Here is an 18,697-nt window from a genome sequence, read left to right as displayed (position 1 = left end):
GATCTTTCGCGCCAGGCACGAAAAAAAGCCGCCCGTCGTCGGGAACCGGGGTTCACCCACGCCGTTAGGAGACTGCGGAGGCGGCGACGCCCCCCCGACTTGAGATTGGCGACAGCCAATCTGCCGCCTCCGCACCTCATTCTCGATGATGCCACTTCAAAGGCGGTCCGCTTGGACCGCCTTTTTCTTTTCAACCCGGCCCTCGACCCGCGCCGCGCGCAGGGCCAAGATCATCCTCAAAGAAAACGCACGGAGAGAGACGCATGGTCGCCAACGCCAAAATCAATCGTCAGTGGGTGCTGCGCCAGCGCCCCAAGGGCCTGGTTCAGCCGGGCGACCTGGAACTGGTCGAGACGCCCGTGCCGGAGGTGAAGGAATCCGAGGTGCTGGTCCGCACCGTCTATCTGTCGCTGGACCCCACCAACAGGACCTGGATGAACGATTCCGAAGGCTATCTGCCGCCTGTGGGGCTGGGAGAGGTCATGCGCGGCCTGACCCTGGGGGTGGTGGAGCACAGCCGGTCGGACCGGTTCAAGGTCGGCGACGTCGTCATGCCCGCCGCCGGTGGGTGGGCGGACTACGCCGTCGTGCCCGAAGCCGGGCTTCGGCCCGTGCACCGGGCGCCCGGCCTGCCGCTGACGGCCAATATGTCGGTCCTGGGCATGACCGGGCTGACGGCCTATTTCGGCGTCACCGACGTGCTGAAAGCCAAGGCTGGCGAGACGATGGTGATCTCTGCGGCGGCGGGGGCGGTGGGTTCGATCGCCGGCCAGATCGCCAAACAGCGCGGCTGTCGCGTCATCGGCGTCGCCGGCGGCCCTGAGAAATGCGCCTGGCTGACCGACGAACTCGGGTTCGACGCGGCGATCGACTATAAGAACGAGGACGTCGGCGACGCGCTGGACCGGCTGGCGCCCGACGGAATCGATCTCAACTTCGAAAACGTCGGCGGCGACATCATGATCGCCGTCTTCAACCGGCTCAAGGTCCACGGCCGGATGGCGGTGTGCGGCCTCGTCTCATCCTACAACGCCACCAAGGCGCCGCCGTCGCCGAACTTCGCCCGGATCATCACCCATCGGCTCCATGTCCAGGGCTTCCTGGTTCTGGACTATGCGCCTCGCGCCCGCGAAATGGTCGCGGAGATGGGTCCGTGGCTGGCCGAGGGCAAGGTGAAGTGGAAGGTCCACGTCGATGACGGCCTGGAAGGCGCGGTGGACTCGTTGAACCGCTTGTTCACCGGCGACCACGACGGCAAGCTGCTGGTCCGTGTTTCCGAAGAACCAGGCTGAAGGATTTCCATGAGCGACCCCCTGCTCGTCCATTTCGAGGATCTGGAGACGGGGCAGGTCGTGCCCCTGGGGGCCTGTGCGGTCGATCCGGGAGCGCTCGACCTCTTCGTCGAGCGGTTCGCGCCCGGCTGGGACGCCGCCTATGGGGCGCCCGATGCGATGATCTACGCCCTGTGGAGCCGATTGGCGGCCGAGAAGTCGGGCGCCTGGGCCCAGACCAAGATCCTGGCCGTCGACGGGCTGCGTTATCTGCGCAATCCGCCGCCGGGCGAGCTGCTGCGGGGCCGGATGACCGTCATGGGCAAGGATCCGGTCGGGGACGGAAAGGGCATCGTCATCGCCCAGCACGATCTGCTGGACGAGGCCGGGCGGCTGGTCTTCTCCTGCCTGACCCGCGCCCTGTTCTCCCGCCGCTGAAATTGAAAACGCCCGCCGGTGCGACCGGCGGGCGTTCTCCTTGACGTCAGGCCGAGGCTCAGTTGACGCTGGCCGGGGCCTGGCGAAGGAAGGCCAGGGCGATCAGGCGGTCCCAGCCCAGCAGCGACACCAGATGGGCGTAGATCTGGCCCAGGGCGCCGTTGTCGCGCAGCTCGGCCAGCTTCTCGGCCGGCAGGGCCCTCAGCTTGTCTTCCGACACGGCGTAATATTCGGCCAGCTTCTGGGGCGCGCCGGGCGTGCCGTCCGGGTTGCGCGGGGTGAAGACGGCTTCACGCACGTCCAGCAGGTCCAGGTCCTGGATCAGCTTGACGAAGGCTTCGGTGCGCTGACGCTCCTGTTCGAAGTTGTTGCAGAACTCCATCGCCATATTGGTGTAGTCGCTGGGCTTGCCCTCGACGAACAGCGGGTTCTGGCCGCCCTCGGCCACGATCGAGGCGCCGCGGTCGATGCACAGGATCAGGCGCTGATTCTGCTTGTCGTCGGCGAAGACGAACGGATAGCGGCGCACATAGGCGGGGATGTAGGCGTCGGGGCGGAAGTCGCCGTCGTCCGCCACGAACAGGTTCTCGCCCTGGCGCAGCCCCATGACCACGACCGGCTGGCGGTTCTCACCGGTGAAGATCACCGGATAGGACAGGGCGGCGGCGGCGAACTCGGTCACCGTCAGCGGCACGATGTTGGTCTGGCCGACGAAGGCGTAGGGCTTGTCGGCGGCGTTGACGCCCAGCGCGCCGTGCAGGGTCGGGTCCAGCGGTTCCGGCTTCGTATAGAAGAGGACGTTGCCTTCGAGCGGCGAGTTGTTCGTATCGGTCATGAGGAGCCAGGCGCTCTTGGAGTGGAATGAGGCGGGCCTTCTAGCCCAAGCCCGCCTCAGCGGCAAACCGCCCGATCAGGAACCGGTCAGAAGGCGTAGCTGACGCCGATCCGCAGGTTGCGCCCGGGCAGGGGCGCGATGTCCTTCAGGAAGGAGGTATGCTCGCGCGCCTCCTCGTCCGTCAGATTGTGCGCCTCGGCGAAGACGGTGACGTCCTTGTCGGCGAACGGCCGAACCGCCCCGCGCAGATTGACCAGCGTATAGGCGTCCGTGCGCAGTTCGCCTTCCGCCAGCCGGTCCTGTTCGCCGACGTGGCGCACTTCGCCGGTCAGGTCCCAAAGCGTCGAGGTCCAGGCCAGGCGGGCGGTCGCCGACCAGGGCGGAATGCGCGCGGCCGGCCCCAGGTCGGTGTCGGCGCGGACATAGTCGGCCGCCCCCTCCAGCGACAGTTTGCGATCCCCGTCCTGCCACAGGGCGTAGGCGGCCTCGGCTTCGAAGCCGTAGAAGTCCGCGTCGGTCTGGACGAAGCGATAGACGGGGAAGGTCTCGCCCTCGTCGGTGGTGAAGTCTGCGCCGGTGCGGCGTTCGTCGATGAAGCCGTCGTACCAGGCCTTGTAGAGGTGCAGATCCCCGGAGAACCGGTCACGGTCGAAATGGACCGTGCCCTCCAGCGTCGTCACCTTCTCGGTGTCCAGGCCCAGGTCGCCGGTCTCATAGGCGGCGGTGGCGACGTGGACGCCGTCGGCGAACAGTTCGACCTCGCTGGGGGCGCGTTCCGTCCGCGACAGGCTCAGCCCCAGGAACAGGCCGGCCTGGGGGCGCAGGAAGGCGGCGCCGCTGGCGGACCAGTTGTCGAACTGACGCTCCACCTCGGCCGTCTCGCCTAGGGGCGTGGCGCTCAGGGTGCGGCGGTCATAGCGCAGCCCGCCCTCGAAGCCGTAGCGGCCCAGGTCGTAGCGCTGGACGGTGTACAGGCCCTGTTCCTCGATCTTGACGGTCGGGACAAAGGCCTCCTCGCCGATCGCCTCGAAATTGCGTTCCAGGGCCTGGACGCCGACCGCGCCGTTCCAGCCGTTCCGCTCGCGCTGGACCAGCTCGCCCCGCGTCTCCCAGCCGTCGGAGTTGAAGACGGTGCCGGGCTCGCCGGGGCCTTCGAACTCGGTGTGGGTGTAGTCGGCATGGCCGTAGGAGGCGCGGACCTTGGCGAACGGACCGGCGTCGAACCGGTATTCGCCGCGGCCGTCCCAGCGCTCCTGCTCCAGATTGATGAAGACCTCCGGCTCGGCGACCGTGCCGTATTCGTTTTCGGTCTTTTTGTAGGACAGGCCGACGAAGCCCTTGTCGGCGATGTAGGAGCCGCCGACGCCCCAGGCGTTCAGCTCGGACCAGGAATTCGGTTGCTTGTCGCCCGCGCCGCGCGGCTCGCCGTCGCTGTCGGCCAGAACCTGGGACCGGGCGGGGGAGGGGATGTCATAATCGTCCGTCTTGCGGGTCACGCCGCTCAGGTTGAAGGCGAACCGGCCGGCGCCGACGGTGACATGGCCCGAGGCGCCGCGGCCGTCATCCACGCTGGAATATTGGGTCGAGACCCGACCCTCGACCCCGCCGTCAGGCAGGGCTTCAGGGATGCGGTCGTCGATGATGTTGACCACCCCGCCGATGGCCGAGCCGCCATAGACCAGGGTGGCCGGGCCGCGCACGACCTCGATCCGATGGGCTTCGCCGGGATCGGTGGCCACGGCGTGGTCGGGCGAGACGGAGGAGGCGTCGATCTGGCCCAGGCCGTTGGTCAGCACCTGGACGCGGGGGCCGGACAGGCCCCGGATCACCGGGCGGCTGGCGCCGGGGGCGAAGTCGGTCGAGCGCACGCCCGGCAGGCCGTTGACCAGATCGCCCAGAGACGTCGCCGGGGCGATGGCCAGGGCCTGGTCGTCCAGCACGTCGGTGGCGATGGTGGTGGCGCGCTGGGTGACGCCGTAGGGGGTGGCGGTGACGATGACGTCATCCACCTGGGCCGGATGGCCGGGGCCGGTCTGGGCCAGGGTCTGGGCGAGGGCGGCGCCGCCCAGGGCGCTCCAGGCGACGGCGGAAAGCAGAAGCGAGCGGGTGACGGTCTGACGCATGGACGTAACTGGGGTTCAGGAGAGGAAGCGTTTCTGTTATGAGATAACATCACGGACTGCAAGCCGTGTTCTGTTGCGGCCGGGCTTATCAAGGATTAGCTGTGGCTCATGAACGCCGTCTGCGACCATGATCATCTTCATTCCGGCCTGGACGGCGCACGCCTGGACCGCGCCCTGTCCGAGGCGGAGGCGCGGGTGGTCTCGGCCGGCGAGCGCATGACCCCGCCGCGCCGCCGGGTGCTGTCGCTGCTGCTCGAGAGCGGCGAGCCGGTGAAGGCCTATGATCTGATCGCCCGGTTCGGCGAGGACGGACAGGCCGCCAAGCCGCCCACCGTCTATCGCGCGCTCGAATTCCTGGAACGCCACGGCATGGCCCATCGGATCGCTTCGATCAGCGCCTATGTCGCCTGCGCCGGCCAGGAGGTCGGGGGCAGCCATGCGGCCGCCTTTCTGATCTGCGACTGCTGCGGGGTGACGCGCGAGATCGACGGGCCGGGCCAGGACGTCATCGCCGCCGCCGGCGCCGCCGCCGGCTATGCGATCGCCCGCACCACGATCGAGGCGCACGGCCTGTGCGCCGCCTGCCGGGATGCGGCCTGATCATGGATGCGGCCCTGATGTCGCCGCCGCGCCGGCTCAGCGTCCCGATCGACAATCGATGGGGCGGGGGGCGGATGTCGGTCTTGGACTTCGGGGATCCGAAGCGTCCGGTCGATCTGATCTTCTCCCACGCCAACGGTTTCAACGCCGGCGCCTATCGCAGGCTGTTATCGCCCCTGTCGACGTCGCTGCGGATCTGGGCCCCGGACCTTCGCGGCCATGGGGCCTCTGACCTGCCGGTGTTCGCCCGGCCCAAGACCAGCTGGCGGGATCACCGCGACGATCTTCTGGCCCTGATGGAGACGATCGACGGTCCGCCGCCGGTCCTGGCGGGCCATTCCATGGGCGGGACCGCCTCCCTGCTGGCGGCGGCGGAGCGGCCGGACCGGGTCGCCAGCCTGGTTCTGCTGGACGCAGTGATCTGGCGGCGGTCCGCCATGCTGGTGTTCAACCTGCCCTTCGCCCACCGGTTTCTGTCCCGCATTCCGATCGCACGCGCCACGCTTCGCCGCCGCGCCCTGTTCGCCAGCCGCGAGGAGGCCATGGCCGCCTACCGCGGTCGGGGGGCGTTCAAGGGCTGGCCCGACATGGTGCTGGCCGACTATCTGGCCGAAGGTCTGGTGGAAGGCCCCGACGGCTTCACCCTGGCCGCCACCCCGGCCTGGGAGGCGGCCAACTACGCCGCCCAGGCGCACGATCCCTGGCGGGCGCTTCGCCTCTATCGCGGTCCAATCCGCATTCTAAAGGCGGAACACGGCGCCTTGACCCACGTGCCCTCGTCGCCGCGCGGCCTGCCGCACGTCTCGGTCGAGGTGGTGCGCGGCGGCGGTCACATGTTCCCCATGACCCACGCCGACGTGACGCGCGAGGCCCTGTTCGAAGCCGCCGTCTGAGGTCGGACGAATAATCGGGGGACAGGGCGGTCGCCCCCATGATAAGGCCGCCTTGAGCATAACCCCCGAGACGCCTCGCTTGCCCTTCTTTCACGCCGGTCCCGCGCCCCAAGGCGCCGGCCCCCGACCGGGGGCCCTTCGCGACGGGCTGATCCTGACGCCGGGGATGAAGGTCGGCCTGTTCGGCGGATCGTTCAATCCGGCCCATGAAGGCCACGCCCATGTGGCCGAGACGGCCATGCGGCGGCTGGGCCTGGATCGGGTGGTCTGGCTGGTCTCCCCCCAGAACCCTTTGAAGGACGCGCGCGACAGCGCCCCCCTGGCCGAACGGATGGCCTCGGCCCAGGCCCAGGCCAGGGTTGGGGGCCCGTCCATGATCGTCTCGGATTTCGAAAGCCGGGCCGGGGTGGTCTGGACGGTCGAGACCCTGCGCCTGCTGGTCGCCCGCCATCCGGGCGTCCATTTCGTCTGGGTCATGGGATCGGACAATCTGGCCGGCTTCCATCGCTGGCGGGGCTGGACCGACATCATGCGGCTGATGCCCGTGGCGGTGATCGCCCGGCCGGGATCGCAACTGGACAGCCGCACGGCGCCGGCGGCCGCCCGCTTCGCCGCCTTCCGCATCCCGGCGGAGCAGGCGGGCCTTCTGCCGACCCTGGCGGCCCCGGCCTGGACCTATCTGACGGCGCCCCTGAATCCCCTGTCCTCGACCGCCATCCGGGCCTCGAAGAGGCCGGACGCGGGCTCGTGATCCCGGCGCCGGTTCACGTTCGCCCCCATCCGTGCTAAGGGGCTGCTTTAGTCAATGCTCCTGGAGCCCTCCGCTGACCCCCTCGCCCGCGTATGACGCGCAAGACGCCGCCGTTTCGAACACGGCGCACGAGATGGACCCTATCGAACCTCTCCATTCCGAAGACGGATCTGAAACGACCGCCGCATTCGGGGATTCCGTCCCCCGCCCGGTCGGATCGACTCCGCTTGAAGAAGCCCTGCTGAGCCGCCTCGACGAGGACAAGGCTCAGGACATGGTCCTGATCGACCTGAAGGGCAAAAGCGCCATGGCCGACACCATGATCGTCGCCTCCGGCCGCTCGCACCGCCACGTCGGCGCCATCGCCGACCACCTGCTGCGCACCCTGAAGGACCAGGGCCTGGGCAAGGCCAAGGTCGAGGGCCTGCCGCACTGCGACTGGGTCCTGATCGACGCGGGCGATGTGATCGTCCACCTGTTCCGCCCGGAAGTGCGGACCTTCTACAATATCGAGAAGATCTGGGCCGTGGACTCGGCCCACCGCATGGTCCGCGACTAGAGGATGAAGCTGAGCATCGTCGCCATCGGCCGACCGGGCCGGGGGCCTGAGGCGATGCTCGCCGACGACTACGCCCGGCGCGCCACCCTTGCGGGACGCGCGCTGGGCCTCGGTCCCCTCGAATTGATCGATCTGGAAGCCCGTAAACCCGGCAAGGCGCCGGAGGCCGAGCTGATCCTTGCGGCCGCGGAAGGGGCGCACCTGATCGCCTGCGACGAACGGGGCAAGACCTATTCGTCGCGCGCCTTCGCCGACCATGTCGCCAAGCTGCGCGATCAGGGCGAGCGGCGGCTGGTCTTCGCCATCGGCGGGGCGGACGGGCTGGACGAAAGCGTGCGCGCCGCCGCCGCCTCGACCCTGGCCTTCGGTCCCCAGACCTGGCCCCACGCCCTGGCCCGCGCCATGTTGGCCGAACAGCTCTATCGGGCCGTGACCATTCTGGCCGGATCGCCTTATCATCGCGACTGACATGGGCCGCGCCTCAGCACTTTCTCTCGCCTTGATGACGGGGCTGGTCCTCGCCGCCCCTGCGGCGGGGCGGCAAGCGTCTGAGAGCGAACTGGCGCGGATCCAGGCTGAGTATCGCGACGAGGCGGTGCGGGCGCGGCGCCTGCGCGCCGACGCCGAGGCCGCCAAGGCCGAACTGGCCCAGCTGGAGCGTCGGCTCGCCGCCCTGCGCGCCGACGAACGGACCGACGACCGCCAGATCGAGGACCAGAGGGCCCGGCTGAAGCAGCTGAGCGAACGGGAGGCGGACCTGGTCACGGACCTGGCCCGCGAGCGCGGCGCCCAAGGGCGTCTGCTCAGCGCGCTTCAGATGATGAGCCGCCGCCCGCCGCCGCCGCTTCTGGTTCCCGCCGACAAGGCGATCGACACGGTGCGCGCCTCCATCCTGTTGAAGGCCATGACGCCCGAGCTGGAGCGCCGCGCCAAGGCGCTGGCCGAGCGTCAGGCCGAGATCATGCGCATTCGCCGCCTGGCGGTCCTGTCCTCGGAACGGCTCTTGACCACCGAAAGCGCCCAGGGCGATCGCCGCGCCCGGATCGAGGGATTGACCGCGCGCAAGACCGCCCTCACCGCCGTGCTGAACGCCGAGGCGCGTAGCGCCGAACGGGCGGCGCGGGCGCTGGAGGCCCGAATCCGCGACCTGGGCGGCGCCGTCCCCTCCGCCCAGGAGGCCGAGGCCGCCGAGGCCGAGACCGCGCGCCTGCCGGCCGGCCGCAACCGGCTCAGTCCGCCCGTGCGCGGCGCGCCGACCCAGACCTGGGGGGCGGGAACCTCGGGCTGGCGCTGGCGCGCCGACCGCGCCCCCGTCGCCGCCCCGGCTGACGCCAAGGTGGCCTACGCCGGTCCCCTGACGGGCTGGGGCCAGGTGGTGATTCTTGATCTCGGCCCCGGCTGGCGGGCGGTGATCGCCGGGCTGGAGCAGTTGGACGTCCAGGCGGACGCCCGGGTCTCCGACGGCCAGACCCTGGGCCGCAGCGGGCCGGACGGCGACGTCTATTTCGAACTGCGCCGGGACGAGCGCCCGATCGACCCCGGTCCCTGGCTGAGATGAGCGGCCGGATGCGCCTTCGGACGACGATTGGCCTTGCTTTCCCGCCTGACGCTGATTTTATCGGGCCGACGCCGCCCAGCCACGATTTCGTCGTGTCTGTGCGGCCCTACCCTCCCAACGGGCGCCTTCCATGATCGGCCCGACCGAAAGAGACCGAATGCGTAAACTGCTCCTCGTCGGCTGCGCCGCCCTGGTTCTCGGCGGCTCGGCCGCCGTCGCCACCAGCCAGACGCCCCGCAACGAAACCTTCCGCATGCTGGAGCTGTTCGGCGACGTGGTCGGCATCGTCGAGCAGGCCTATGTGGTCCCGGTCGACAACAAGAAGCTGATCGAGGCCGCCCTCGCCGGCATGATGACGGCGCTGGACCCCCACTCCAACTATCTGCCGCCGTCCAACTATGACGAACTGCGCGAGCGGACCGAGGGCCAGTATTCGGGCGTCGGCCTGACCATCACCTCCGAAGGCGGCCTGGTGAAGGTCATTTCTCCGATGGACGAAAGCCCCGCCGCCCGGGCCGGGGTCCAGGCCGGGGACGTCATCAGCGCCATCGAGGGCCAGAACGCGGCGGGCCTGACCGTCAGCCAGGTGTCGGAGAAGCTGCGCGGCGCGGCCGGCACCAGCGTGCGCGTCACCTTCCTGCGCGACGGCGAAGAGCCGCGCGAGGTGACCCTGACCCGCGAGATCATCAAGGTCCAGTCGGTCACGGGTCGGGTCGAGGGCGATTTCGGCTATCTGCGCGTCTCGACCTTCAATGAGAACACCGGCCGCGAACTGTCCGAGGCCATCGCCAAGATCAAGGCTCAGAAGCCCGGCGTGAAGGGCTATGTCCTGGACCTGCGCAACAACGGCGGCGGCCTGCTGAACGCCGCCATCGACGTGTCCGACGCCTTCCTGGAGCGCGGCGAGATCGTCAGCCAGCGCGGCAGGAAGCCCGAGCAGATCCAGCGCTATTCAGCTAAGCCCGGCGACCTGACCGGCGGCCTGCCCCTGGTGGTCCTGGTCAACTACGGCTCGGCCTCCGCCTCCGAGATCGTCGCCGGCGCCCTCAAGGATCACGAGCGGGCGACCATCGTCGGCCTGACCAGCTTCGGCAAGGGATCGGTCCAGACGGTCATCCCGCTGCGCCAGGGCCGCGACGGCGCCCTGTCGATCACCACGGCCCGCTACTACACCCCGTCCGGCGCCTCGATCCAGAAGATCGGCATCGAGCCGGACCTGGAGGTCGCCCGGTCCGAGGCCGAGGCCCGGATCGTCTCGCGCTCCAGCTTCATCTATTCCGAGGCCGCCTATGCGACGGCCCTGGACTCCTCCATCGGCGCCGAGCGCAAGGGGCCGCACACGCCCCGCGAAGCGCCGGGCGAGGCCTATGACAAGGAAAAAGACTACCAGCTGCAACGCGCCCTGGACGTCCTGCGCGCCGGCGGCGATCTGTCGAAACTATCCCCCCCGCCGGAGGGGATTGTCGTGACCGAGCCGGGTTCGGAACCGAAGGCGGACGAGGGGTCGGAAGAGACGCCTGAGGACTGATGTCTAGTCTTCTCCGTCATCCTCGGGCTTGACCCGAGGATCGGGCGAGGAGCGAGACGTGCGCCTGACGTCCGCGCAGAGCGGCGGCGCATTCGATCCTCGGGTCAAGCCCGAGGATGACGCAAAGCGGGCGGGGACGTGACTCGCATCGGTTGCCTTTCCCCCCGTTTTCCTTCATAAGCCGCCGCTTCCGACGCAAGTGAACCTCGCGTCTCCACCCACACGACCCCCGCTCCGTCGGGACGAGGTGGGCGAGAACCCTCCGCCGACGTGATCGTCGCCGGGGGTCGTTGTCGTATGGAGCCGTTTCACCTGCGCCACATGAGGTAGTGAATGTTCGAGGCTCTGAACGAGCGGCTGACAGGCGTTTTCGACCGGATCACCGGCCGCGGCGCCCTGTCCGAAAAGGATGTCGCCGAGGCGATGCGCGAAGTGCGCGTGGCCCTGCTCGAGGCCGACGTCGCCCTGCCGGTCGTCAAGGAATTCATCGCCTTCGCCACCGAGCGCGCGACGGGCGAAGAGGTGATCCGTTCGGTCAAGCCGGCCGATCAGGTGGTCAAGATCGTCTATGACGGTCTGATCGAAATGCTGGGCGGCGAAGAGCCGGTCCCGCTGAACACCAACGCCAACCCGCCCGCCGTCGTGCTGATGGCCGGCCTTCAGGGCTCGGGCAAGACCACGACCTCGGCCAAGCTGGCGCTGCGCCTGACCAAGTTCGATCGCAAGAAGGTCATGATGGCCTCGCTGGACACCCGCCGTCCGGCCGCGATGGAACAGCTGGCCCAGCTGGGCAAACAGATCGAGGTCGCGACCCTGCCCATCGTGGCGGGCGAGAGCGCGGTCCAGATCACCCGGCGCGCCCTGCAATCCGCCAAGCTTCAGGGCTTCGACGTCCTGATCCTCGACACCGCCGGCCGCATCACCCTGGACGAGGGGCTGATGAACGAGGTGGCCGAGGTCGCCGACATCGCCAAGCCGGTCGAGACCCTGCTGGTCGCCGACAGCCTGACCGGCCAGGACGCCGTCCGCACCGCCAAGGCCTTCCATGAACGTCTGCCCCTGACCGGCCTGGTCCTGACCCGGGCCGACGGCGACGGCCGCGGCGGCGCCATGCTGTCGATGCGCGCCGTCACCGGCCTGCCGATCAAATATCTGGGCGCCGGCGAAAAGGTCGATGCGCTGGACGTCTTCGACGCCCGCCGCGTCGCCGGCCGCATCCTGGGCCAGGGGGACATCGTCGCCCTGGTCGAAAAGGCCGCCCAGGACCTGGACCAGGCCAAGGCCGAAAAGATGGCCAGGAAGCTGGCCAAGGGCCAGTTCGACCTGGATGATCTCGCCGGTCAGCTTCAGCAGATGAAGCGGATGGGCGGGCTTCAGGGCATCATGGGCATGCTGCCCGGCGTGGCCAAGATGAAGGCCCAGATGGCCGACAGCGGCGTCGACGACAAAATGATCCTGCGCCAGGAAGCCATCATCTCCTCGATGACCAAGGCCGAGCGCAAGAAGCCGGACCTCCTGAACGCCAGCCGCAAGAAACGCATCGCCGCCGGCGCCGGGGTCGAGGTCCAGGACGTCAACCGCGTCCTGAAACAGCACCGCCAGATGGCCGACATGGTCAAACAGATGGCGCGCGGCGGTCCCAAGAAGATGCAGCAGATGGCCGCCATGCTGGGCGGTCTCGGCGGCGGCGGGGGCATCCCCGGCATGGGCGGCGGCCCCGATCTGAACCGACTGAAGGCCCTGGGCGGCGGCAAGATGGCCGAGCCCTCGGCCGACGAATTGAAAGCCATTCAGGACCGCCTGGCGGGTCTGGGCGGCGGACAACTGCCGGGGGGGCTTCCGGGCCTGCCTGGCCTTCCCAAGAAATAACGACTTCCTAGAAAGAGACTTGAAATGCTGAAGATTCGTCTGGCCCGCGGCGGCGCCAAGAAGCGCCCCTACTACCACATCGTCGTCGCCGATTCGCACGCCCCGCGCGACGGCAAGTTCATCGAGAAGGTCGGCTCCTACAACCCGATGCTGCCCAAGGACGGCGCCCAGCCGCGCGTCGCCCTGAAGGTCGAGCGGATCGCCGAATGGCTCGGCAAGGGCGCCCAGCCGACCGACCGCGTCGCCCGCTTCCTGTCGCAGGACGAGACCCTGGGCGCCAAGGTGAAGTGGTCGCAGGGCAACAACCCGAACAAGGGCGCCCCCGGCAAGAAGGCGCAGGAGCGCGCCGCCGAACGCGCCCAGCGCGAAGCCGACCGCCTGGAAGCCGAAGCCGCCGCCAAGGCCGAGGCCGCCGAAGCCGCCGCCCGCGCCAAGGAAGAGGCCGAAGCCGCCAAGAACGCTCCGGCTGCTGAAGAGGCTCCGGCCGCCGAAGCCGCCGCTGAAGAAGCCCCGGCTGCCGAAGAGACCACCGAGGCCTAAGGCCTTCGGTCTCGACACGATCAAGGCGGCGTCCTGCGACGCCGCCTTTTTCATGCGCTATCAAACCCTCTCCCGCTTGCGGGAGAGGTGGCCGGCGATCGGCGCAGCCGATCCAGGGTCGGAGAGGGGAGTGTTCTTCCAAGGAAGAGGACTTCCCCCATCGTCAGGCGTGCCGCTTCGCGTCACGACCTGACACTTCCCCCGCAAGCGGGGGAAGATCTAGGACGACGGACCCAGACCATGACCACGGAAAGCAGATTGATCCTCGTCGGCCAGATCGGCGGCGGTTTCGGGGTGCGGGGCGAGGTGCGGGTGACCGCCTTCACCGCCGATCCCCTGGCCCTGACCGCCTATGGTCCGCTGCTGCGCGCAGACGGCACGGTGGCCCTGACCCTGACCTCGACCCGGCCCGACAAGAACGGCGTCGTCGGCCGGGCCAAGGAGGTCGCCACCAAGGAACAGGCCGACGCCCTGCGCGGCCTGAAACTCTACGTCCCCCGCGACCGCTTCCCCGAGCCGGAGGAGGACGAATTCTATCTCGCCGACCTGATCGGCCTGGAGGTCCGCGACATCGCCGGCGCCGTCATGGGCTCGGTCAAGTCGGTTCAGAATTTCGGCGCCGACGACATGCTGGAGATCGCCCCCGCGACCGGCGGCCCGACCTGGTATCTGCCCTTCACCAAGGAAGCGACGCCCGAGCTGCGGCTTTCCGAAGGCTGGCTGACCGCCGTGCCCCCGACCGAAGTCGGCGAGCGCGAGCCGGACTGAGGTATTCGCGCCCAAGGGTGTTGCGAATGGCGCGGCGGGCGCCGACATAGGCCTATCGCAAAGCCGAGGCCTCGCCATGACCGACCTGTCCGCCTTCCCGATCACCACCCGCTGGCCGGCCCAGCATCCCGATCGGCTGCAGCTCTATTCCCTGCCCACGCCCAATGGGGTGAAGGTCTCCATCATGCTGGAGGAGATCGGCCTGGCCTATGAGCCGCACCTGATCGACATCATGGCCAATGAGACCTGGGGGCCGGAGTATCTGTCGCTGAACCCCAACGGCAAGATCCCGGCCATCCTTGATCCGAACGGCCCGAACGGTCAGCCCTTGGCCCTGTTCGAATCCGGCGCCATCCTGATCTATCTGGCGGAAAAGACAGGCAAACTGCTCTCGAGCGATCCCGCCACACGGTACGAGACGATCCAGGGGATCATGTTCCAGATGGGGGCGATCGGCCCCATGTTCGGCCAGCTGGGCTTCTTCCACAAGTTCGCGGGCAAGGACTATGAGGACAAGCGTCCGCGCGACCGCTACGTCGCCGAGAGCCGCCGCCTGCTGGGCGTGCTGGAGACGCGGCTGGAAGGTCGGGACTGGCTGGTGGGCGACTATTCCATCGCCGATGTCGCCACCCTCGGCTGGGTTCGCAATCTGATCGGCTTCTATGAGGCGGGCGAGATCGTGGGCTTTGCGGACTTCCCCCGCGTCGCAGCCTGGCTGGAGCGCGGCCTGGCCCGTCCTGCGGTGCAGCGCGGTCTGAACATCCCAGCGCGGAACTAGGCGCGACGGAGCAGGCGGCCCGCGCCCAGGGCCGCAAATCCGACGACCAGCCCCCAGAAGGCCGATCCCACCCCGAACAGGGCCAGGCCCGAGGCCGTCGCCGCAAAGGTCAGGACGGCGGCCTCGCGCGAGGGCGCCTCGGCCGTCAGGCTCTGCAAGGCGCCGGTCAGGGGGGCGATCAGGGCCAGGCCCGTCACAGCCGCCAGCACTGCCGGGGGCATGGCGATGAACAGGCCCGCCAGCGGCGCGGCGAACAGGGCCACGATGAGGTAGAAGCCGCCGTAGATCACCCCGACGATCCAGCGCCGACCCGCATCCGGATGGGCGTCCGGCCCGGTGCAGATCGCCGCCGTGATGGCCGCCAGATTGACCCCATGGGCTCCAAAGGGCGCCGCGATCAGGCTGGCGATCCCGGTCGACAGGATCAGCCGATTGGCCGGCGGCGGATAGCCCGCGCTCTGCAACACGACCAGCCCCGGCAGATTCTGCGCCGCCAGGGTCACCAGAAACAGCGGAAAGCCCAGACTGACCGCCGCCTTCCAGTCAAAGGCGGGGGCGACGGGCTCCAGATGTCCGAACAGGCCGGTTCCAGCGGGCAGGCCCAACTGTCCCCGCATCGCCAGAACCGCAAAGGCCGCGCCCAGAACGGCGGGCAGGGCCCAGGTCGGCCAAAGCCGCCGCAAGACCAGAAAGATCGCAATCAGACCCACCGTCAACGCCGTCTCGTCGGGCACGATCTTGAACAGCCGCAGCACAAAGGGCAGCAGAACCCCCGCCAGCATGGCCGAGGCGATCGCTGACGGGATCCGCCCCGCCAGCCGTCCCAGGGCCGGGATCAGGCCGGTCAGGATCATCAGGGCGGCGGAAATGACGAAGGCGCCGACCGCCGTCCCCCACGACAGCCCCAGCGTCGAAGCGGCCAGCAGGGCTGCGCCCGGCGTCGACCAGGCCAGGACGACGGGAATCCTCAGCCGCCAGCTCAAGAGGGCGCCGGGAACGCCGATGGCCAGGCACAGCGCCGTGACCATGGAGCCGATCTGGCCGGCGTCCGCGCCCAGGGCCTGTCCCGCCTGCACCACCAAGGCCACGGTCCCGCCGAAGCCGATCACCGTGGCCACGGCGGCCGACGAAAAGGCTGAGGCGGGCGGAGGGCGCATGGAAAAGGCCGGAGCAGTCATGCCCCGGCCTTAAACCTTCACCGCAGATGGCGGAAGCGGGTTCAGCCCTCGATGTCTTCCGGCAGGCCCACGGCGTGGAAGCCGGCGTCGACGTGGACGACCTCGCCCGTGGTCGAACGCCCCAGGTCCGAGCACAGCCACAGGGCGGCGCCGGCGACGCCCTCCATCGAGGTCTCTTCCTTGATCAGCGAGAACTGGGCGCTCTTGGAGTGCAGGCCGCGCCCGCCCGAGATTCCGGCCAGCGACAGGGTGCGCATGGCCCCGGCCGAGATGGCGTTGACGCGGATGTTCTTGGGCCCCAGGTCGCGCGCGATATAGCGGGTCGCCGCCTCCAGCGCCGCCTTGGCCACGCCCATGGTGTTGTAGTTCGGAATGACCCGTTCGGACCCCAGATAGGTCAGGGTGATCAGGCTGCCGCCGTTCGGCATCAGCTTGGCGGCGCGACGCGACACGTCCACGAAGCTGAAGGCCGAGATGTTCAGGGCCAGCAGGAAGCTGTCGCGGGTGGTGTTGTCGACGAAACTGCCCTTCAACTCGTCCTTGTTGGCGAAGGCCACCGAATGGACGACGAAGTCGATCGTGCCGAAGGTCTTTTCCAGCTCGGCGAAGGCGGCGTCCATCGAGGCGTCGTCGGTGACGTCGGCCGGGATCAGCAGCTTGGCGCCGACGCTCTCGGCCAGAGGGCGCACACGCCGCTCCAGGCTCTCGCCCAGATAGGTGAAGGCCAGTTCGGCGCCCTGGGCCGCCAGCTGCGAGGCGATGCCCCAGGCGATCGAACTCGAATTGGCCACCCCCATGATCAGGCCCTTCTTGCCCTTCATGAGGTCGCCGGTCGGCATGTCCCAGCCTTCGGATGTGGCCATGGTTCGTCTCCTGATGATTTGCCGGGAGGGTTAGCAGGGGTCGGCGCGAACCGGAACCCCCGCCGCCTTCCCTGGCGTCACAGCAGGGCCGAAACCGCCGCGCGGGCGGCCTCGCCCAGGTCCGGGCGCTTCAAGGCCAGGGCGACGTTTGCGCGCAACAGGCCGATCTTGTCGCCGCAGTCGTGGGTCACGCCCGCATATTCGACGGCGGTGAAGCTCTGGGTCGCCATCAGCCGCGCCATGGCGTCGGTCAGCTGGATCTCGCCGCCCGCGCCCTTTTCCTGCGTCGCCAACAGGTCGAAGATTTCCGGCTGCAAGATGTAGCGGCCCGAGATCGACAGGTTCGACGGCGCCGTGCCCTTGGCGGGCTTTTCGACCATGCCCTTCATGACGATGCGCGACCCGTCGCGGCTGACCGGATCGACGATGCCGTATTTGTGGGTCTGGTCCTCCGGGACCGATTCCACGCCGATGATGTTGCCGCCGGTCTCGGCATAGACCTCGGCCAACTGCTTCAGGGCGCCGGGCTGCGAATCCACGATCACGTCGGGCAGGATGACGGCGAAAGGCTCATGTCCGATGATGTCGCGGGCGCACCAGACCGCGTGGCCCAGCCCCTTGGGCTGCATCTGGCGGGTGAAGCTCATCTCGCCCGCCGAGGCCAGTTCGGCGTTCATCATTTCCAGGATGTCGGTCTTGCCCTTGGCCAGCAGTTGGGCCTCAAGCTCGATCTGGTGATCGAAGTAGTCCTCGATGGCGCCCTTGGAGCGGCCGGTGACGAAGACGATGTGTTCGATCCCCGCCTCTCGCGCCTCTTCGACGATGTAGGAGAGGATCGGCCGATCGACGACGTTCAGCAGTTCCTTGGGGGTCGTCTTGGTGCCGGGCAGAACCCGGGTGCCGAGGCCCGCGACGGGCAGAACGGCCTTGCGCAGACGCGCGGGCGTGGTGGTCATCAATGAATCCTGACAGCTATCCCGCCCCTCTTAGCCGGTGCGGGCCGGCGAAAGAAGGGGCGGGACGGCGGTCGGTTCCGCCTCAGCCGGCGGGACGCTGCATCGGGGTCAGGGCCTTAGCCGCAGCGCGCTGGGCCTGGAGCTGGTCTTCCGGCAGCGGGATCAGGCCGCGGTCGGCCAGATAGCCGCCCTTGCCCGCCGCGCCTTCCGACAGGAACTCCTGAATGAACTGCTGCAGGCCGGGGATGACGCCGATGTGGGCCTTCTTCACATAGATGTAGAGGCTGCGCGACAGCGGATATTCGCCGCTGGCGATGGTTTCGGCATTGGGCGTGACGCCGTCGATGGTCTCGGGCTTCACCGTGTCCAGGTTCTGTTCCAGGAAGGAATAGCCGAAAACGCCCAGCGATCCGGGGGTGCGGCTCAGGGTCTGGACGATGGCGTTGTCGTTCTCGCCCGAGTCGATCCAGGCGCCGTCTTCACGCAGGGTGTGGGCCAGGGCTTCGAACCGGTTCTTGTCGGCCTTTTCCACGGCGGCGGTCGCAGGAACCAGCTTGGCGCCGGGGGTCATGCCCAGCTCCAGGAAGGCGTCGCGCGTGCCCGAGGTGGGCGGCGGGCCATAGACCTGGATGCGCTGGTTCGGCAGGCCCTTGTTGACCTCGTTCCAGGTCTTGGCCGGGTTGGCGACGAACTGACCGTCGGCGCCCGGCACTTCCTTGGCCAGGCCTTCATACAGGTCGTTCAGTTCGAAGTTGAAGCTGTTTCCGTTGCGGGCGGTGGCGATGACGATGCCGTCGAAGCCGATCTTCAGCTCGATGATGTCGGTCACGCCGTTCTTCTGGCACAGGTCGAACTCGGACGCCTTCATCGGGCGCGAGGCGTTGGCGATGTCGGGCGTGGTCGGGCCGACGCCCTGGCAGAAGGCCTGAATGCCGCCGCCGGTGCCCAGGGATTCAACGCGGGGCGCGGCGCCGCCGGAGGTGCGGGCGAAGTTCTCAGCCACGCGGGTGGCGAAGGGGAAGACGGTCGAGGAACCGGCCGCCCAGATGCCGGAGCGGGCGCTGGAGGCGCCGCCGCCGGTTCCGCCGTCGCCGCAGGCCGCCAGGGCCAGAAGGGCGGCGGCCGCCGTCGTCAGTTTCAGTGTGCGGATCATCGTGCGCTCTCCCTGAGCATCGGTTTGGCGACGGTT

General features: G+C 68.7%; 19 protein-coding genes. 13 read left to right on the top strand and 6 right to left on the bottom strand.

Translation table 11 applies throughout. From position 1 onward, the window contains the following. Window positions 1–263 precede the first annotated feature (263 nt). Entirely contained in the window at window positions 264–1,292 is a 1,029-nt protein-coding gene (locus JL11_RS01065; RefSeq protein ID WP_054764054.1) for an NADP-dependent oxidoreductase, read from the top strand. A 9-nt stretch (window positions 1,293–1,301) separates the two neighbouring features. Beyond that, entirely contained in the window at window positions 1,302–1,709 is a 408-nt protein-coding gene (locus tag JL11_RS01060; protein WP_054764053.1) for a hypothetical protein, read from the top strand. A gap of 58 nt (window positions 1,710–1,767) precedes the next feature. Here the strand turns inward: JL11_RS01060 and JL11_RS01055 are convergent, their stop codons facing one another. After that, entirely contained in the window at window positions 1,768–2,544 is a 777-nt protein-coding gene (locus JL11_RS01055; protein ID WP_054764052.1) for a SapC family protein, read from the bottom strand. 86 nt (window positions 2,545–2,630) lie between these two features. Continuing rightward, window positions 2,631–4,667, bottom strand: coding sequence for a TonB-dependent receptor (locus JL11_RS01050; protein ID WP_054764051.1), 2,037 nt, complete (start codon window positions 4,665–4,667; stop codon window positions 2,631–2,633). A 108-nt stretch (window positions 4,668–4,775) separates the two neighbouring features. On the opposite strand from JL11_RS01050, the gene JL11_RS01045 reads away from it, so the two are divergent. From JL11_RS01045 to JL11_RS00995, 11 genes are all read left to right on the top strand, one after another. Next, on the top strand, window positions 4,776–5,267 hold the full coding sequence (locus tag JL11_RS01045) for a Fur family transcriptional regulator (protein WP_054764050.1): 492 nt from the start codon (window positions 4,776–4,778) through the stop codon (window positions 5,265–5,267). Window positions 5,268–5,269: 2 nt separating this feature from the next. After that, window positions 5,270–6,160: an alpha/beta fold hydrolase gene (locus JL11_RS01040; protein ID WP_054766740.1), complete on the top strand. Its 891-nt coding sequence runs from the start codon at window positions 5,270–5,272 to the stop codon at window positions 6,158–6,160. A gap of 52 nt (window positions 6,161–6,212) precedes the next feature. Beyond that, window positions 6,213–6,911 carry a nicotinate-nucleotide adenylyltransferase gene (locus JL11_RS01035; RefSeq protein WP_257720136.1) on the top strand — a complete coding sequence of 233 codons (699 nt, stop codon included), beginning with the start codon at window positions 6,213–6,215 and terminating at the stop codon, window positions 6,909–6,911. A gap of 133 nt (window positions 6,912–7,044) precedes the next feature. Continuing rightward, a complete protein-coding gene (gene rsfS / locus JL11_RS01030) occupies window positions 7,045–7,470 on the top strand; it encodes a ribosome silencing factor (RefSeq protein WP_082382550.1) in 426 nt (141 codons plus the stop codon). A 3-nt stretch (window positions 7,471–7,473) separates the two neighbouring features. Continuing rightward, entirely contained in the window at window positions 7,474–7,938 is a 465-nt protein-coding gene (gene rlmH, locus JL11_RS01025; protein WP_054764048.1) for a 23S rRNA (pseudouridine(1915)-N(3))-methyltransferase RlmH, read from the top strand. Window position 7,939: 1 nt separating this feature from the next. Beyond that, window positions 7,940–9,028 carry a murein hydrolase activator EnvC family protein gene (locus JL11_RS01020; RefSeq protein WP_054764047.1) on the top strand — a complete coding sequence of 363 codons (1,089 nt, stop codon included), beginning with the start codon at window positions 7,940–7,942 and terminating at the stop codon, window positions 9,026–9,028. 157 nt (window positions 9,029–9,185) lie between these two features. Beyond that, window positions 9,186–10,556, top strand: a complete 1,371-nt coding sequence (locus JL11_RS01015; protein ID WP_054764046.1) for a S41 family peptidase — start codon at window positions 9,186–9,188, stop codon at window positions 10,554–10,556. Window positions 10,557–10,889: 333 nt separating this feature from the next. After that, entirely contained in the window at window positions 10,890–12,425 is a 1,536-nt protein-coding gene (gene ffh / locus JL11_RS01010; protein WP_054764045.1) for a signal recognition particle protein, read from the top strand. A gap of 24 nt (window positions 12,426–12,449) precedes the next feature. After that, on the top strand, window positions 12,450–12,965 hold the full coding sequence (gene rpsP / locus JL11_RS01005; protein WP_054764044.1) for a 30S ribosomal protein S16: 516 nt from the start codon (window positions 12,450–12,452) through the stop codon (window positions 12,963–12,965). A 240-nt stretch (window positions 12,966–13,205) separates the two neighbouring features. Further along, window positions 13,206–13,733 (top strand): ribosome maturation factor RimM, encoded by a 528-nt coding sequence (rimM, locus tag JL11_RS01000; protein WP_054764043.1) that lies wholly within the window; start codon window positions 13,206–13,208, stop codon window positions 13,731–13,733. 76 nt (window positions 13,734–13,809) lie between these two features. Further along, window positions 13,810–14,511, top strand: coding sequence for a glutathione binding-like protein (locus JL11_RS00995; protein WP_054764042.1), 702 nt, complete (start codon window positions 13,810–13,812; stop codon window positions 14,509–14,511). On the opposite strand, the gene JL11_RS00990 is transcribed toward JL11_RS00995, so the two are convergent. The 4 genes from JL11_RS00990 to JL11_RS00975 form a co-directional block, all read right to left on the bottom strand. After that, a complete protein-coding gene (locus tag JL11_RS00990; protein ID WP_054766738.1) occupies window positions 14,508–15,668 on the bottom strand; it encodes a benzoate/H(+) symporter BenE family transporter in 1,161 nt (386 codons plus the stop codon). The two genes, JL11_RS00995 and JL11_RS00990, sit on opposite strands and share 4 nt — an antisense overlap. A gap of 62 nt (window positions 15,669–15,730) precedes the next feature. Then, complete coding sequence (locus JL11_RS00985; RefSeq protein ID WP_166622031.1) at window positions 15,731–16,528, bottom strand: enoyl-ACP reductase FabI; 798 nt, start codon at window positions 16,526–16,528, stop codon at window positions 15,731–15,733. 101 nt (window positions 16,529–16,629) lie between these two features. Next, window positions 16,630–17,508, bottom strand: a complete 879-nt coding sequence (gene galU / locus JL11_RS00980; protein ID WP_054764040.1) for a UTP--glucose-1-phosphate uridylyltransferase GalU — start codon at window positions 17,506–17,508, stop codon at window positions 16,630–16,632. 82 nt (window positions 17,509–17,590) lie between these two features. Continuing rightward, on the bottom strand, window positions 17,591–18,661 hold the full coding sequence (locus JL11_RS00975) for a substrate-binding domain-containing protein (RefSeq protein ID WP_082382549.1): 1,071 nt from the start codon (window positions 18,659–18,661) through the stop codon (window positions 17,591–17,593). Window positions 18,662–18,697: the final 36 nt, after the last annotated feature.

Source organism: Brevundimonas sp. DS20 (assembly GCF_001310255.1).
Classification (GTDB): Bacteria; Pseudomonadota; Alphaproteobacteria; order Caulobacterales; family Caulobacteraceae; genus Brevundimonas; species Brevundimonas aurantiaca.
The sequence above is the reverse complement of the archived record's forward strand: the minus strand, read 5'-3'. Positions and strand labels throughout refer to the sequence as shown.